Origin of the sequence: Kiloniella laminariae, from assembly GCF_027214005.1 — a bacterium.
Classification (GTDB): domain Bacteria; phylum Pseudomonadota; class Alphaproteobacteria; order Kiloniellales; family Kiloniellaceae; genus Kiloniella; species Kiloniella laminariae_A.
The window spans coordinates 1-15,180 of the sequence record NZ_JAPWGY010000017.1; the positions used below are offsets into that span (position 1 = coordinate 1).

At 41.8% G+C, this 15,180-nt stretch carries 16 protein-coding genes; 1 reads left to right on the forward strand and 15 read right to left on the reverse strand.

What is annotated here, in order from left to right:
* Positions 1–826: 826 nt before the first annotated feature.
* The 4 genes from O4H49_RS19945 to O4H49_RS19960 form a co-directional block, all read right to left on the reverse strand.
* Positions 827–1,357 (reverse strand): hypothetical protein, encoded by a 531-nt coding sequence (locus O4H49_RS19945; RefSeq protein ID WP_269425193.1) that lies wholly within the window; start codon positions 1,355–1,357, stop codon positions 827–829.
* Between the two features lie 115 nt (positions 1,358–1,472).
* The gene (locus O4H49_RS19950; protein ID WP_269425194.1) at positions 1,473–2,492 is read right to left on the reverse strand and encodes a CpaF family protein; all 1,020 of its coding nucleotides are present in this window, start codon (positions 2,490–2,492) and stop codon (positions 1,473–1,475) included.
* Between the two features lie 3 nt (positions 2,493–2,495).
* Entirely contained in the window at positions 2,496–2,714 is a 219-nt protein-coding gene (locus O4H49_RS19955; protein ID WP_269425195.1) for a DUF2274 domain-containing protein, read from the reverse strand.
* The gene (locus O4H49_RS19960) at positions 2,714–3,466 is read right to left on the reverse strand and encodes a hypothetical protein (protein ID WP_269425196.1); all 753 of its coding nucleotides are present in this window, start codon (positions 3,464–3,466) and stop codon (positions 2,714–2,716) included. Before O4H49_RS19960 ends, O4H49_RS19955 begins: the two co-directional genes overlap by 1 nt.
* 1,683 nt (positions 3,467–5,149) lie before the next feature.
* On the opposite strand from O4H49_RS19960, the gene O4H49_RS19965 reads away from it, so the two are divergent.
* Positions 5,150–6,838, forward strand: coding sequence for a type IV secretory system conjugative DNA transfer family protein (locus O4H49_RS19965; RefSeq protein WP_269425197.1), 1,689 nt, complete (start codon positions 5,150–5,152; stop codon positions 6,836–6,838).
* Positions 6,839–7,260: 422 nt separating this feature from the next.
* Here the strand turns inward: O4H49_RS19965 and O4H49_RS19970 are convergent, their stop codons facing one another.
* The 11 genes from O4H49_RS19970 to O4H49_RS20020 all read right to left on the reverse strand — a co-directional run bounded on the left by O4H49_RS19970 (position 7,261) and on the right by O4H49_RS20020 (position 15,180).
* Positions 7,261–8,088, reverse strand: a complete 828-nt coding sequence (locus O4H49_RS19970) for a DNA cytosine methyltransferase (protein ID WP_269425198.1) — start codon at positions 8,086–8,088, stop codon at positions 7,261–7,263.
* 339 nt (positions 8,089–8,427) lie between these two features.
* The gene (locus O4H49_RS19975; protein WP_269425199.1) at positions 8,428–8,775 is read right to left on the reverse strand and encodes a single-stranded DNA-binding protein; all 348 of its coding nucleotides are present in this window, start codon (positions 8,773–8,775) and stop codon (positions 8,428–8,430) included.
* 177 nt (positions 8,776–8,952) lie between these two features.
* The gene (locus O4H49_RS19980; protein WP_269425200.1) at positions 8,953–9,294 is read right to left on the reverse strand and encodes a hypothetical protein; all 342 of its coding nucleotides are present in this window, start codon (positions 9,292–9,294) and stop codon (positions 8,953–8,955) included.
* A 151-nt stretch (positions 9,295–9,445) separates the two neighbouring features.
* Positions 9,446–10,978 (reverse strand): hypothetical protein, encoded by a 1,533-nt coding sequence (locus O4H49_RS19985; protein WP_269425201.1) that lies wholly within the window; start codon positions 10,976–10,978, stop codon positions 9,446–9,448.
* A 378-nt stretch (positions 10,979–11,356) separates the two neighbouring features.
* Positions 11,357–11,704 (reverse strand): hypothetical protein, encoded by a 348-nt coding sequence (locus tag O4H49_RS19990; RefSeq protein WP_269425202.1) that lies wholly within the window; start codon positions 11,702–11,704, stop codon positions 11,357–11,359.
* 12 nt (positions 11,705–11,716) lie between these two features.
* A complete protein-coding gene (locus O4H49_RS19995; RefSeq protein WP_269425203.1) occupies positions 11,717–12,220 on the reverse strand; it encodes a hypothetical protein in 504 nt (167 codons plus the stop codon).
* Between the two features lie 9 nt (positions 12,221–12,229).
* Positions 12,230–12,424 (reverse strand): hypothetical protein, encoded by a 195-nt coding sequence (locus O4H49_RS20000; protein ID WP_269425204.1) that lies wholly within the window; start codon positions 12,422–12,424, stop codon positions 12,230–12,232.
* Positions 12,409–12,834, reverse strand: a complete 426-nt coding sequence (locus O4H49_RS20005; RefSeq protein ID WP_269425205.1) for a hypothetical protein — start codon at positions 12,832–12,834, stop codon at positions 12,409–12,411. Before O4H49_RS20005 ends, O4H49_RS20000 begins: the two co-directional genes overlap by 16 nt.
* 2 nt (positions 12,835–12,836) lie before the next feature.
* Complete coding sequence (locus O4H49_RS20010) at positions 12,837–13,583, reverse strand: TrbI/VirB10 family protein (protein WP_269425206.1); 747 nt, start codon at positions 13,581–13,583, stop codon at positions 12,837–12,839.
* The gene (locus O4H49_RS20015) at positions 13,583–14,434 is read right to left on the reverse strand and encodes a TrbG/VirB9 family P-type conjugative transfer protein (RefSeq protein ID WP_269425207.1); all 852 of its coding nucleotides are present in this window, start codon (positions 14,432–14,434) and stop codon (positions 13,583–13,585) included. The genes O4H49_RS20010 and O4H49_RS20015 overlap by 1 nt, the downstream gene beginning before the upstream one ends.
* The gene (locus O4H49_RS20020; RefSeq protein ID WP_269425208.1) at positions 14,431–15,180 is read right to left on the reverse strand and encodes a hypothetical protein; all 750 of its coding nucleotides are present in this window, start codon (positions 15,178–15,180) and stop codon (positions 14,431–14,433) included. Before O4H49_RS20020 ends, O4H49_RS20015 begins: the two co-directional genes overlap by 4 nt.

A 15,180-nucleotide genomic window follows, 5' to 3' on the forward strand; every position in this document is an offset into this window, starting at 1 on the left:
CCTGGACGGGAGCAACGCGAAGTCCAGTGCGAGCCCGGAATAGGCAATCCATATAATCTTCCCTAAAATAAGGGATAGTCACCCGGCAGGGCCAAGACCCCAGGGAAACATTTGGTATCACGTGATACCAAGTGACTAGAAAAATGTACTTACCATCAAAAACACGGCTATATTTGTGTATAGGCGCTTTTTGTGGCGGATAACCATCACTCGAATAAATTATATTTGTTGTCGCGGCTTCTATCCAAGTACAATGCAGATCCTCGTTACGTTATTAACGGGGGAAGGAGGTGTTAATGTTTGTTCAATGATAAATCCAATTACCACACTGCTATGTTGATTATCGCTTTTTTAAGGATGCTGATCGATGTGGTTAGGCTGTTTGCAGCCTAAAAAAGAGGACCTCCCCAAGTTGCACCTTGGGGAGGTCTAATTTCTTTTGAGGTGTTATGAATGTTCATAAAACCAATTACCATCATTAATCTAGACTTAATTGAGAACGATTTCAAGGTAGAACCTACTGACTACCTAGTGACTATCTATATGCCTTATGTGCGAACAGACAGTTATTACAAATACTACAGGTAGTTACAGGAATTTTCATGAATAGCATTATGTTCATCCTACCCCAAAAGTCTGATCCAAACAGATTCTCAGATAAAGTGAGCCGGGAAATACGAAATCAAGCCCGTTGCAGATAAAGTGAGCCCATTCTCATATAATTCGAGCCGAGCCTGTCGGATAGTCGCAATTAATGTGAGCCCAAATCACCCGATAAAATCAAGCCGCTACAGATATGAATAAGTTAAATCAGAAATACTCTAACTCACAAATACCCGCCCATTTCTGAAATTGCATCCTTCCGGGCGAAATATGCATAATCTGCCAATTCACTTCGTGAATCTAGAAGCTCAATAAGGCCTGTTTTCAAGATAACTTTTCCAATTAAAATTTTAGTTTGGTAATTATCTAAACCTGATTGTTTTGCTTTTTGGTGCAGGTTGTCTGAATAGCTTTCAATCCACGCTTCATAAATTGTGGAACTACCGCCTGTATAATTTATAACCACATCAACCAGTGCATCCAGTATTGGATCAGGCTTTCTAACGCCTTCACCAATATCAATTGTTAGCATTGATGTTTGATTAAGGGCTTTCAAAATAAAACATGTTTGTTCACAAGTTTTGATACTTTCAACACAAGAAAGTAACTGCTGGCAACTTTCAGGTATGTCGTCATCAAGACACGGATATGATAAAAGCTTTTGTCTGATATTTTTTAAAACATCGATATTAGCAAAAGCATCTTTTTGAGCCCGAAGATAACCAATCTCGTAGGGAGCTATATATTTTTTCATTTAATCAATTTTCCTGTGGGATGCAAAAAATATGGTTTCTAAAACTTGATAAGTGCAGTTTGAAACTCAAATAATTGCAGCCCGTTACACCTACTGTGTCTTATTTGGCATCACTTCAACCATAAAATTCCAAAAATTCAGCAACCCCCACAACATCAATTTTCCAATCCGCATCAACATATTTGAAAAGAGAAATAATTTTTCTCTCTGGATCGATCCATGAAATTTCCGTGATGCGGCGCTTACCCTCGCGGCAACGGTCAACTTGTATTGAAAGACCAATATTATTCTGAATATAAGCCGTAATTTCTGACGGTTTAAAATTTTGAGCGGATGCAGCGAATAACCAGGACAACCTCCAAAACATATCTGCAGATGAATTAGCATGAATGGAAGCAAGCGTCCCATTATGCCCCGTGTTAATCGCCTCAAGGAACGCAGAAGCAGCTTCTGCATCCCTAATTTCACCAACAATAATTCGATCGGGTCGCATCCGAAGTGTGTTTTTTATCAACGTACCCATGGATACAACTAAGCGGTTTTCACGTCCGTTCCTTTTTGGAGCCTCAAGCGAAATGACGTGCGGGTGTTTATCCAACAAATGTTCGCAAGTGTCTTCTACGGTAACAACCCTCTCCCCCTTATCAATAAAAGAACTAAGGGCTCTTAAAATGGTTGTTTTGCCACTTCCAGTACCACCAGAAACTACAATGTTTAGGTGATTTTGTATTGATACCTCTAAAACGTCCAGCATTCGGGGTGTTAAAGAACCTAGCTCAACTAAATCCGAAATTGTATAAAGCTTTTTGGGAAAAGGCCTGATCGAAACACACGTTCCAAAAAGAGATATCGAATCAAGAACCGCATTAATTCTAGTACCATCTTCAAGTCTCGCATCAAGTATAGGATGCTCCGAAACATCAAGTGATTGGTTCAAATTACTGGCTATTTGTGTCACAAAGGTATTAAGATTAATCTCGGTTTCAAAGGATGATTTGGTTTTTCTCAAAGAACCATTTTGCTCAATCCAGATATCATCAAATCGGTTAATACATATTTCCGTAACAGATGGATCATTCAAATATTGCTGAATAGGTCGAGAATAAATTGAAATTAATTGAGAAGTTTCCAACATAATCTATTCCATTGATTTTTTGAATTTTTGAAATTTTGTATCTTTGATCAAAGAATTCTTCAACAATTCAACAATAAGCATTTCTTGGTTTATCGTTTGGTTATACTGCTCTTCATATGCGCGAGCATAAAGCTGTAAATCATCATTCAATGATGAAGGAATAATAAGTTTTTTAATTGTAACGTCTTCATCTTTTACAACAGGACCGATACCAACTGACATTATAGTTTCTCCATAGAGATTAATTTATTTTCGGGATACTTCCATTCATTTTTAAAAGGGGTTTTCCCTTTTAAAATTCGCTCTACTACAAGTTCTGAATTTACAACAGGAAACTTTTGAAAGCGAGTAAAAGGTATATATTTTCTTTTAATGTTTTCATATGGTTTTGAGTTGTTCCTCTCATATTCTACTAAAGCAAATTTTCTAAGTTGAAAAATTTGATTTCTAATTCCTCGAAACCCAGGAAGCCTGTGAATTGAGTTCAAAACAATTTCCAATTTATTGTCTTTAGATTTAAGTCTTATAGAATCTGAAATTTCTTGCTTCAAATTTTGATAATAATCGTTTGCGATCCTCCAAGTCCAAGATGTGTCATTTCCTTTTCTAGGAAGCTCAATTAACTCAAATCTATCTGTAAACATTAATCTTTGGTTTTTGGATTTAATCGAGTAGAAATTCTCAGTTTTATCAACTTCACTTAGATCATGTGTAAACAAAATTATCCAATTAAAACCAAGTGAATTATATCTCGGATAAGTGATGAAGTGAGAGTTATAATTACCTTTTCTTTTCTGATATGCTTTTTGGTATTTTGTTAAGTTAAAATTATATCTTTCTGATATTTTATCATGAAAATGATGTAATTTTTCTGCAGGGATAAATCCTGAAATGTAAAAGGAATACCCTCTGGAAACATATCTTGATATTTCCGTCATCGCACCAGTTTTATGAACAAAAATATTAAAACTCAAAAACAGGCCCTCAGTCAGGTTTAGAATTTTTAAAATCTTCAGATTGTAAAAATTCTAAAGTTTGGCGCAAAATTGGCAAAAAACTCGGTGTTATTTGAATAAATAATATGTCAGGAAACAAAAATTGCAACCTTATAAGTAATAGAATTTTTTACGATACGTGTAAAAAATGAGCTTTTATATAATGAGGTTCCTAGGAAGCGGCGTTTTAGGCTTTCCGCAGGAGAGATTAGTCGCTATTTTAATCAGGCAGAATTCATTCTGTATCTGGTTAAGATAGCGACGGTTCGTGCCTGAACCGACCGCCAGAAACAAGAGCCAGCCGTGAGGCTGTCCGATTTATGATTTTATACCTTTGGAAAGGAAGAAACTGCTTTAGCTGTTTCCGTCCGCCAAACGGGAACAAAATTTAATGAAGAAGCCTCACACAACGGTTGGTTCCATTTCTGGAAAGGGAAATTCAGGAACCAACACAACCACAGTGTCATTATCAACTGTCCGTAAGGACGCGCCTGATCGCCAATCAGGTAGCAATATGAGTGCCTCTCATATTGTAGCATTTGCTGTAGCCGGATGCCTCTAATAGGGCTCGTCCGGTTGCAACGGGCGCTTGGGGCTGTAATGCCCCATTCGACCCAATCTAAAGTTGTTTGAAACGTAAAGATGTTGGGCGACACGGACACGGGAGCTATGGCGACATAGTAAACCCTGTCAAACAGGAGACGCGGGGAGTCCGCGCTAGGGGATGCTCGAAAGGGTATAACCTATGCCTCACAGGTGGGCGTCAGCAGTTAGGGAAACCTATCTGAGTTGGTAAGGAGAAATCTAGCACCAACGGTACTATGCGGCGCAAGCTGGATAGATCGGCGAATAGCTCAAGCCTGTAAACGCAGCCGAAGAGGTTGCTATGAGGAGATCAAGAGCCGTTGAATATACTTCAGTTATATTTGACCAAAATTGGAAGTCATGAAGTGAGTAAGGGAGTTGCTTTGGAACCTCGGACCCCTGAAATCGGCGCAAGTCGAAAGTGTATAACACTAGCTTTTATGATGAGATGACGGCGTTCTGATCGTTAAGATCTGTTTGAATAACGTGGGAAGCGCTAAGGGCGAAAGAACGGTTGGCACCGTTCTAGTCTATGCGTTGGAGCGATGTGAGTAGAGTTAAAATCCCTTCGGCGGTTTGGTCGAAGTCCAGGGAGAGAAACAGGTTATCCGGTTGGCCCCGGCTCTGTTTTAACGTCTCGAAAGCATTAGGCGAATGCGAAAGTTGATATAAGACTTGGCAGTCTTATGACATGAGCAATTTAATCAATACTGTTGGCGCAGTTTGATTATATGAAACGGGTTTTCAATAATGAAAACTCAGGTTTAACCAGAAGGATCGAAAGGAATTTTGCAATGAAGAGTAAATACGAAAGAGGACCTTAAACAGTGACAATGACTATGTGCACACTCTACTTTAGAGTCTGCGATTTTCTCTGCCTTTTTAGGCATCTATGGGAAAGCCGCTACACAGATAGATCAAAGGCACTTGGTCTATCTGTGTATTCACCCCTAGGCCAGATTTGGCTCAAGGGTGTGGGTGGCTTTTCATTGTTTCAACAGTCCCTGCAATAGCAGGGCTTCACCCGCCCGGAGAGAGAAGCTTTTGCTTCTCTCTCCATCGGGAGAGAGAAAGTCTATGACTGATAAATTGACAACAAAGATTGAATATTTTTTGATTTTGTACATGGATAATTTCGAGCCAAACTGGTTTCTTTTTTTTGGATTGACGACAATCCTGATTGTGTTCTTGGGGTTATCTCCACTACAAGAAGACCGGGAAATGTCATCGTTGGATATTATTGCCCTATGGTCCAGAAGAGCAGTTCTAGCAATGAAAGTGGCTCTTATTTCGGGAGCATGTGCATATATATTTATTGGATATCTTCTTCTAAATAATGAATTTTCTAATCTTCTTTTTGGTATGATTGATGATTGGTGGATCTTTATGATCTCCATAATTATCACTTCAATCTATATTAAGTTTTTATGTACAAGATATTTATCTCCGAAGCTGTCAAGGGCGCTTAAAAACCTTCGGGTAACTCAAAAAATTGATGAACTCTCCGATATTTCAAAGGAACTTGGTAAGTATAGGGCAATCGCCCATCTACCTGAAAAGTGGGAAAAACAAGGACATTTTTTCTCTGGAATTTCAATGAACGGTTCTCCCCAATATATTGACGAGAACGTGTGGACTGAAACCCACAAAGCGGTCGTTGGAGCAACCAGATACGGCAAAGGATTGATTTACCAAGTATGGTCACAGCAATCTATAAAACGTAACCACACTGTATTTATGATCAATCCAAAAGAAGATAAGTTTCTCCCTAAAATTCTTGAGCAAGAAGCTATCAAAGCTGGCCGTAGATTTATTTATCTGGATTTAAGGGAGGCTGGAAAGGGTAAGTGGGCTCCTTTTGCAGGTGGATCAGCAATAGATCGAAGAACCCGCTTTTATACTGTTATGAATATGCTCTCAACAGGCGGTGACGCTGACCATTATAAAGCCCTCGCAAGAAGTGTTATATTTGATATTTTTAAAGAGGGCTCCAATCATTCGCTCAGGAGCATTAGCCAGGCCATTGAAAACAGTAACGCGGATGAAGATCACATATCAGCCTGCTCAACCGTCAAGGCGAACCTGAAAGAATGGCTAGAGCGGTCAACTTTCAATCCAAGCAAGAAAGGATTTTCAATTGAACGATCACTTACCGAGAATGCCGTTGTTTACGTCCAGGGCGATCTAAACGATCACGTTGTCAAATCCGCAACAATCGCATTCATAATTGAGCTTATTCAGGAAGCCCAAAGGCTCGTTAGCGATAGAAAAGAACACCTATCGATCTACATCGACGAACTCCGATTTCTTATGTCCAAACCCGTTTTTGATGCTTTGGCGACCATCGCGGGATACGATGTTGACTTATCCGTTGCATTCCAATCTTTCGGCGACCTGAAAAATCCAGACGACAGAAACCTCGACGGAAAGGCGCTACTCGCGTCTGTTCAAACCAACTGCCAGGTTAAAGTGTTCTTTAAGGTCGATGACAAAGAAACGGCTGAGTTCGCTTCTGAAACATCAGGAACAAAACAGAAATCAACCGTAAAATTTGAACGAACTGATATAAATAAAGCTGGTGGGGAAAACTGGCATAGCCAAAGAACAATTGGTGATCAGGAAGAAGCTTTAATAACTCCAAATGCTATACTTGCGTTTCCGAAAAAGGTAGCTGCCTTTTACCGACCAAACCATCTTGCAGAAATTATCTGTGTCGATGCTGTCCCACTTGAAACCAAGACAAACATGGTTGAAGCGGCGCAATAGGACCTTAAAAATAAACTGGATAATCTTCATGAGTGTATTCAAAAAAATAACAATGGATATTCTAAAAAAATCATTTGGGGGAATAACTCAAAGCTATTACCTCAAGCAATTAATTTATTCGAGTGTCATAGCGCTCCTGGCTCTGTCCCCAGGTTGGCACTTGGAAAAAATGCTCCCGTGGAGTTATGTAATATTTTTGATTTTAACGACACTGATCTACCCCTATTCCAGGTTCGTTTATGAAACAGTGATGAAGTTCTTCATCGGGAATAACCAGTTTCAGGTCAATATTATTCTATTCATAATCTTTAAAGCCTTTACGATAATATTTTGTTTCGTAAACGCTATATTTATTGCACCAATTGGATTAGCCGGGCTGTATATTTATAACGGTAGGGTAGAGAAGAAAAATTCTAAAAATATCAACTCCGGGCTAGTTGGCCATTAAGCGATTTCTGTTTATCTCTTTTACGTTGGGCCGACTTCCTACAGGCCGGGCTAGCATACAAGGCCCGGCCAACAACAGCACGACCGCATTCACAACAACACCGCCTTATATTTTCTTCAGCAACACCAAGTGGATCTTTGGACCCATAAAAATTCGAATGAATAAGCCCTGCCACATAACGCCCCAATTGTAGAGGAACACCATTAGCAACAGCTTGTTTCTTTGCAGCAAGGGTAAATGAGGGTAAATCGAATTTAGACGGCAACCCCTGAATATCACAACATGCCCTGAATGACCGTTGATCACCACCTGTAACAGCTCCACCAGATATACTCTTATTTTGACTTTTAACAGGATCAAGAAGTAGACCACTCTTTGAGCCAAAAACGAAGTGCCGCAATCTGGAAAATTCAGTAAACCAGCCAAGATCAAGAGCAAACCTTTGTTGTGTAAATCCCTGAACCTCAAAGCTTGGCGCTCTAGCCACATTTTCGAAAAGAAACCAATCAGGGTTGACCTGCATAACCACACGCACATATTCATCGAGCATTTTATGGCCGTATGTACCAGGCGATCTGTTTAACCCGGAAAAATCCTGACAAGGTGGGCCGCCAATGACGCCAGCAAATACATTCGCTGGCGGAAAGAAGTTTCTTATATCACCACCCGTAATTAAATCAGGTCCACGAACAACACAAAACCCTGTCTCTTCAAATGCCTTCCCCAACATGTCGATACCAGGAAACACGGACAATATTAGTTTGCTATTCAACTTATCTTCACCATGCAAAACTTTAATCACTCATTATCACTCAATTTCTGTGACCTGTCCAGGTTGTTCTCTGTGACACTGCATATGTGACAGACCAGGGGAACAAGGCGTGACGATCCGGACTAACTATCCGTGACAGAGACGGCACAATAGACGTGACGCATCGAGGAATAAAACCGTGACGAACCGGTTCTCAATTCCGTGACAGAGCTGAAAAGATAAATGTGACAGACCAGGCGAATGAACTGTGACGGCCCGGGAAAGGCTTCTGTGACAGAGACGGCACAATAGACGTGACCCAACGACCGCAAACTTCGTGACGCAGTAAAAGAAAAGGGATAGCAAAAGCTATCCCTTGAACCGCTAACTCTAATTTGAGTTGTCGGCGGCTTGCTCTTTTTGAGCAGGCCTATGAAGTCTCTCGAAAGCAATGAGATTCAGATTAAGTCCGAAAGCTTTTTTCGCACGGTCCTCTTTTCTCCAGGGCTCAAGAGACCCCTCAATGTTTAATAAGTCCCCGACTGCAATTGCCTTTTGGACATTTTCAATAAGTATTGGGTTAAAACTTTGAATCCAATACCAATGATTTTTTTCCACCCACTCACCATCACTATCCTTAAAGCGTACTTTCTCAACAAGAGAAAATGATACTTTAGGGTATTCACCATCAGTAGCTTCGAGTTTACCAACACGGCCAGTCAAAAAAAACTTATTCATGGGTACGATCCTTATAAAAAAGTATCAGTACCCTCCCAAATGCCCGATGGCACTCAGAAGAGTACCATCGGAATTTGCGTAATAAAAATCTATCAAACACCAGGAATCTTGCCAAGAAAAAAGGAGCTTGTTCATAAGAACAGCTCCTTTTGTGGAAGACCCTAAAAAGGGTTCGATTTATACTAGCAGTATTCTTGCAGCTGCCAGCGTTAAACCCGATACAGTCAGAAGAGAACCGATTACCCATAAAATCATTTTATTGTTTGCCGCATTAATGCGAGCATCAAGCTTATGATCCAGGTTTTCAGATACCGCTGAGAGTTCTTTAGACGTATCATCCCTATAACGAGTCATTAATTCTTCAAGACTATGCCTTGAATCCTTAAATGCCTCATCAAGAGATTTTTTGTCTATAGCAGTTTGTACGATCAAATCGACAACTTCCCTAGCAGCCTTCACATCTAAACCAGATTCGGTTAAACGTTTTATATAAACTTCCCAATATGGATACTCCTTCATACAGCTTTCCTATTGTTAGGTTGTATTAAAGAGCACCCGCTACACCATGAAGGTGTCAACGGACACCCTCACAGTATTAGACCTAAAAAGGTCAAAAACATTATACCAATAAATTTAGTAAACTAAAAACGGATTTCCATCCAAACCATCATTAATGCTTAACTCGGCCAGCTTTCACCACAACTTCGATTTCAATGTCCCGGTCGAGGATCGCCGAAGAAATTTTTTCCAATGATTGGATGTAGTCCCGCTCCAAACAATCCTGATGAAATTTAGTTTTTACCGCAACAATCATATGGTTCTGGTTGATATTTAAGATATTCGCAGTATCGATCCAGGACCGAACTTCAGATTGAGACATGATCTCTTCAGACAAGACAAGGTTTCGAATTTCAAGCCAAATTTCGTGATAGGGATCTGGCTCGACTTCCATGTCCTTCAATGGCTTATCTTCAAAAGCGATAACGGCTGTCGGATTATTATCTTCTGCTGCAGGAGCAAAAGAAATAACAGAACCAAGCTCATTTGCTTCACATGGGGATTTTGAGCCAGCTGCAGCGGAAATTTGTCTTTTTATACGGGAAAAATTTGTACTTAAATCAAGGGATCGGTTTGATTTTTTAACCATATGACCAATCCAACCTTCCCGCGAGAGAACCGTATTATCCTCCACCGCACAAACTAATAACAAGACCGCTTTCCAACCGTATTTTTTGACCGCCCAGAAGAAAGTTTTATGAGTATTTCTCTTGGCTGCAAAGTTTTCAGCGATAAATTTGTAACATCCATCTAATATTGCGTTTTCATCAGAAGTTTCGATTGCAGACAGGGGTATATAGGCCGATAGCTGTTCTGATAGCTGCAGGGCTTCCTTTAACTGTGAAACGGCCTTCAAATGACGTTGCTTGCCAGATTTTTCAAAACCCTTCCAAAATTCACTTGCTCCTTCTGGAGAGCAAATTGATGTGTTTGAACTTGTAGAACAGCTTGCTTGTGCGGATGATTTTCCTTCTTGATCAGCGGTTAGCTGATCCTGATAAGAATGATCTATTGGCCTCGTAGAGGGCAATTCCATATTATTTGTCTGTACAGAAGATAAAACTTTAGTGGGTTTGAGTCTGTTAGGGTCCGGCTCATGCGACCCCACCATCGCATTTGTAGTATCTGAATGATTGTACTCATATCTATCAAGGGCCTGTTTTCCAGAGAAATAATCTCTTGTCTCCTGGAAGAACTCTTCCGCCCGGTCCTGCAACTCTCCTAACCGCGCAAGCAGGGGGCGCAAGTCTATCGCTCCACCTTCAAGTGGCCTGTGCCTGTTGTCATAATGCCGGATAATTAATCCCTGAGCCTCAAGGGACGATTTAATCCTGGCTAATGAGCTTTTACTTAAAGGCCCCTTGCTCCCCCCCAGGAGACGACGGAAGGAATATCCTCCGAGATAACAAAATGCATTACCCTTTTGAATCTCCTTATGAGATAGCAGTGATGTTGCTATCAGCAAAAATTGCTTCTCTTTGTCTGGGAGATCCGCCAACCCGAAAAGGATAGATCTCTCTATCTCCGCCTGTGATATTGGTTCTTCCGGCTTAAAATTTTCTGCCAAAAAAACCAGCTTGTTAAATTCTGGTGGACGTATGGCGTAGCCCCGCCTTTGGACGCTTTCCTGTATCTGTACGGTCATTATTTTTATCAGCACAAAACCCTGAAAAAAGGTCGCAAAATTCTGTGGCGTAAAACACGCATTAATCTTGACAACGATTTTTCTGGAGATAGAATGGGGCCTAGATGTTTTTGTTGGGCACCATTCCAACTCCGCTTATAACCTCGTAGTTAGCCGCTACGAGGTTTTTGCGTTTATGGAGCTTTGTTTAATTGCTGCCTCCCTTCTGTATATTCTGCTGAAGAACACTATCTTGAATAAACCGAGTCCCCATTTCCCACCAAGAGATTCGATTTATTAACCAGTTTAAGTACCATATCTTGAGGTTGTCCCTCAAATGCTTTCTATACATTGCGGTTGTTTTCCCCTGTGGAAAAATCCGCATTATTAACTATTTTCCTATTTTGATGAAATCATACCAACAATCAAAGCCACCATTAAAAATGTGACTGAAATTATAGGTACAGAACTCAGCCCCGGTACAAAATCAAAAGCCAAAGCGCAAACTGGCAAGGCGGTGATCCAGAACCTCCCGATATAATCAGCCCTTAGCCAGGTTAAAATAAACAGCCCAAAGTAAGTAAGTAAGTGAAGCCAAAATGCAGGGTTTATTGCAAAGCCAAATGGAAAACCCGCCTCCCCTGGAACTGCTGACTTGGACCCCAGATAAGGAAGAATAATAACAGGGGCGACAAGTGTAACGTACAGAGCAGCGAAAACGATTGTGCTGGACAGAACCTTATTCATCCCCCTCCCCCTTTAACGCCGATACCAGAAATAATTTCCTTCTATATGCCAGTCCTTATCATGCGTCGGCCCGACACCGTAATGTTTGGCTGGCTCGCCATCGATAAAGACCTGAACATAATGGGGATGCTCGCGAGGGACCGCGTTATAAGAAACTGTCTTGGCGTCTCCGTGGCTATCCTTTGTCTGCTTTGAACATTTTGCAGGCTCGTCTCTGCCATTTTTATCTGAAAAAGTATAACCAGCCTTACAAGGATAGTAAGGAACATAGCCCTCATTAAAATAATGACCTGCTGAATCTTCAGTGCAGCTCGACATTTTAGGAAGAGGGGGTTTCGGAGGTGTAGAAGTAATGCGCTTGATGTAAGCGGCATAATGAGGCTCACACCCTCCAGGAAAACCCTGTGGTAAACAGAGCCAAATTCCACAATCATCTTCATCAATCGCTGAAGCTGTTTGACTTAAAGCCACAATGGAGCCAGCGAAAATAACCCCTGATACAAAATATTTTAACATCCTCACCCCCTACTCACCCGCTGCATTAATGTCGTTTGGTTTTGTCGGCTCCGTTAAAGGCCGCAACTCAACACGAACGGGGTGCAAGTCATAAATTACAGGTCGCTCGCTATAGGCCACAAAAGGCTCTTTCTTCCCGTTCCCGACGGAACTACACGCACTGGCCAATACAGCCAGGGCAAAGCAAATTACAATCCTTGCCATATCTCATTCCCCCTTTTGAAGTCATAAGAAACCAGCTTGTTTTCTTCATCAATTACAAGTTTCGTGTCAGTGCCGCCGACCAAGGCCAAGGCACGCTTTACCGAGGTTATTTCATCAACAAATGCTAACGGCGAGATTGGATCGGAAACAATTTTTACCGCATCCGCACTACAGCCAAAACATTGTACAAGGAGCCTATAACCCGTTGGCTCCAACAAGAACCGCGCAGCCTCACCAACTGATTTTGTTTCAGCAGGAAATGACATGCGAGTTAACGCTGACAAACCGGAAGGGGACAATTCAACGACCGGAGAAACAACCAGAGGCCCTTCCGTCTCCTGAGAGGACGTCGCGGAACACCCCGAAACTAGGAATATTCCTGCCATACCAAATAATGCATAACGCAACATGATCAATTTCCCCCAGATGATAGTTGATACCTATGGGTTGGACGCCAAACGGGGACCTCCAACTCTTGAGTAAAAAAGATTCTGAATGGCGTTTTCGCCCGGATGACTTCAGTTGGCACAAGCGCTATATATTTTTCTAAAATTGCTTGGCCGCGCTCCCCAAGATCCCCGGAAAAATTCTGAATGTTGTCAGCGTTTTGATTTCCGCTTTCCTTTAAACGATCCACCAATATTTCAGGTAAAACGTTAATGGCAGTATAGGCTCCGGTAGCAATTAATTGCTCATACAAATGATAATCAACTGTGTCGTAAAGCCCGTTAATCCCCTCTCGATCAAGAACACTTTGATCTGTAATCTGAAAAGCTTCTCCATCAGGCCGGACAATATGCGAAGGAGCGAAGCCCAAGCGGTTATTAATCGCTTCATTTGGTCCCTCAACTCTATACACCGTTCCCACTACAACGGAATGCACAGGAAAGAGTATGTTCTGGCCGTCAATGGAATAAATTGGACGAGTTAATTTACCTCTCCATGGCCCAGTATAATCACTGTTCGCAGTTGTATCCAAAGCACCCTCAGCGATGTAGCCAATTGGCACTTTACTTACGTTTTCCCGCCTTGGCCGTTCACCACCAAGCCCCTGAACCTGGACTTGAGTATCAGGCGCTTGAAATAGGCCTTGATCTTGTGCATGGGAGTTTTGGGCAACCAGAAGAAGAGAGAAAAACAGAATGGTACTTTTTCTCATTACCCGTTCCTTCCAATTTCGATTGCACTCTCGTCAATCTTGACGTGGAGGCGATCAAACAACCCGTTTAATTGGAATACGCCTGTAAGGTCATTAAAACGGTACTGAACGGTGTAATCCTTCTCTCCACTCCTGGCTGTTATGATTGGAAGCCCAAACCCAATACCGCTAACCCGGATATAAGTGAACGTCCCGTCGTCATACACTGAAGAAATTTTGGTATGGCTTGGCTGACCTTCTACAGGGTTCCAGGTATAGGCTGTGTTGACCTGATATTTAAAAGCTTCAATCGCGTCGTTCGCCTGGCTTTCTATCTGACGTTTTGCTTCCGCCAAGGAAATAGCATACTCGTCCTGCATGTAAGCTTCGCGTTCGTCCAGTTCACGCATCCGCTCATTAAGGCCATATCTTAGCGAAGCAACTTCCCTACGCTCCTTTTCCAGCCTCAAATTTGCTAAAGCCGTTTGTTCATCAACAACAAAATAACAGGATATATCGGTGTCCGGCGTCGTATTGATTATAAAGTCGTACTCTTCACCCGTTTCTAATACGACAGTTGCCCCAATTTGACTGGTTTCCTTCGCAAGATCTCCATCAAATTTTGGTCGAAGCCAAAGGTTAGGCCCTTTGTTTTCAAAGTTCCATGCGGTATCTGGAAGCGAGGAAATAGCCGTCTCGATATTTGCTGGAAATCTTATTCTCGTTCCCACAGAGCCATGAGAAACTATTTCATGTCGCTCTCCCTGCTGAACCAGAAGAGTTTTACATTGTGCGGCCTCCTGTGCCTGTCCAGGCACGGCAGCAAGAGCAATTAGACCACCCGTTAAAACAGTCACAATACTATACTTCATGATTCACCTCCTGCAGCTGTAAGGTCTTGCCGAACAGCTTCTTCAATAATTTTAATTCCAAGGGGGTTAGCCTGTAACAAGGCGGGATTTTCTGTTATCTCGCCCACATCACGTAATTTCCACGTTATCGGTATCAGGAGATTTTTCTGACCCACAAGAAAGCCTTCAGGCGTCCGTTCTATTTCCGTCACATAAAGCGTAGATCTATAGACGGCATTTTTATTGTTCTGGGGGGCAAGATATTGCTGGTGATCTATCGCCCGGACCTTAACCAAGGTCTGATTACAATTTGAACAGGCGATAAATTCAGCAGCGACCTTTGGAGCGTTATACTCTTCCATAAACTGGTACAGCAGGGCATCCCCCATAAAGTACTGAGCAAAACCATAATCAGCTTCAATAGTTTCCTTCTGTTTCTTAAATCGGCTCTCGGCGTAGTTCATAAGCGAAGCATCGATCGTTGTATCAAACCAACGCTCGTCCGCCCCCCCGTCCGCCAAGACCTTAACTTCATGCGTCCCATCAGGAGACAGCTTGACCCAAGCAACCTGCACATTGTTGGCAAAGCGTTCATTTGAAACAAACGCGCTATAAACAGCAATTGCGGTAATTGCGAGCATGAAAAAGTGAGCGAACCAGTGTTTTCTATTCTGAACCTGTGCACGAACAAGTTCACCCTGGCTCCGTTTATGAAAGATTTGCTCTTGGATCTCATGATCCAGATATTCGCTGTTGTCTTGATCCAT

Coding starts and splice junctions, on each gene's coding strand:
- O4H49_RS19945 (WP_269425193.1), bottom strand. CDS start 1,357: ATGAAAAAATATATAGCTCCCTACGAGATTGGTTATCTTCGGGCTCAA.
- O4H49_RS19950 (WP_269425194.1), bottom strand. CDS start 2,492: ATGTTGGAAACTTCTCAATTAATTTCAATTTATTCTCGACCTATTCAG.
- O4H49_RS19955 (WP_269425195.1), bottom strand. CDS start 2,714: ATGTCAGTTGGTATCGGTCCTGTTGTAAAAGATGAAGACGTTACAATT.
- O4H49_RS19965 (WP_269425197.1), top strand. CDS start 5,150: ATGACTGATAAATTGACAACAAAGATTGAATATTTTTTGATTTTGTAC.
- O4H49_RS19975 (WP_269425199.1), bottom strand. CDS start 8,775: ATGAATAAGTTTTTTTTGACTGGCCGTGTTGGTAAACTCGAAGCTACT.
- O4H49_RS19980 (WP_269425200.1), bottom strand. CDS start 9,294: ATGAAGGAGTATCCATATTGGGAAGTTTATATAAAACGTTTAACCGAA.
- O4H49_RS19985 (WP_269425201.1), bottom strand. CDS start 10,978: ATGACCGTACAGATACAGGAAAGCGTCCAAAGGCGGGGCTACGCCATA.
- O4H49_RS19990 (WP_269425202.1), bottom strand. CDS start 11,704: ATGAATAAGGTTCTGTCCAGCACAATCGTTTTCGCTGCTCTGTACGTT.
- O4H49_RS19995 (WP_269425203.1), bottom strand. CDS start 12,220: ATGTTAAAATATTTTGTATCAGGGGTTATTTTCGCTGGCTCCATTGTG.
- O4H49_RS20000 (WP_269425204.1), bottom strand. CDS start 12,424: ATGGCAAGGATTGTAATTTGCTTTGCCCTGGCTGTATTGGCCAGTGCG.
- O4H49_RS20005 (WP_269425205.1), bottom strand. CDS start 12,834: ATGTTGCGTTATGCATTATTTGGTATGGCAGGAATATTCCTAGTTTCG.
- O4H49_RS20010 (WP_269425206.1), bottom strand. CDS start 13,583: ATGAGAAAAAGTACCATTCTGTTTTTCTCTCTTCTTCTGGTTGCCCAA.
- O4H49_RS20015 (WP_269425207.1), bottom strand. CDS start 14,434: ATGAAGTATAGTATTGTGACTGTTTTAACGGGTGGTCTAATTGCTCTT.
- O4H49_RS20020 (WP_269425208.1), bottom strand. CDS start 15,180: ATGGATCAAGACAACAGCGAATATCTGGATCATGAGATCCAAGAGCAA.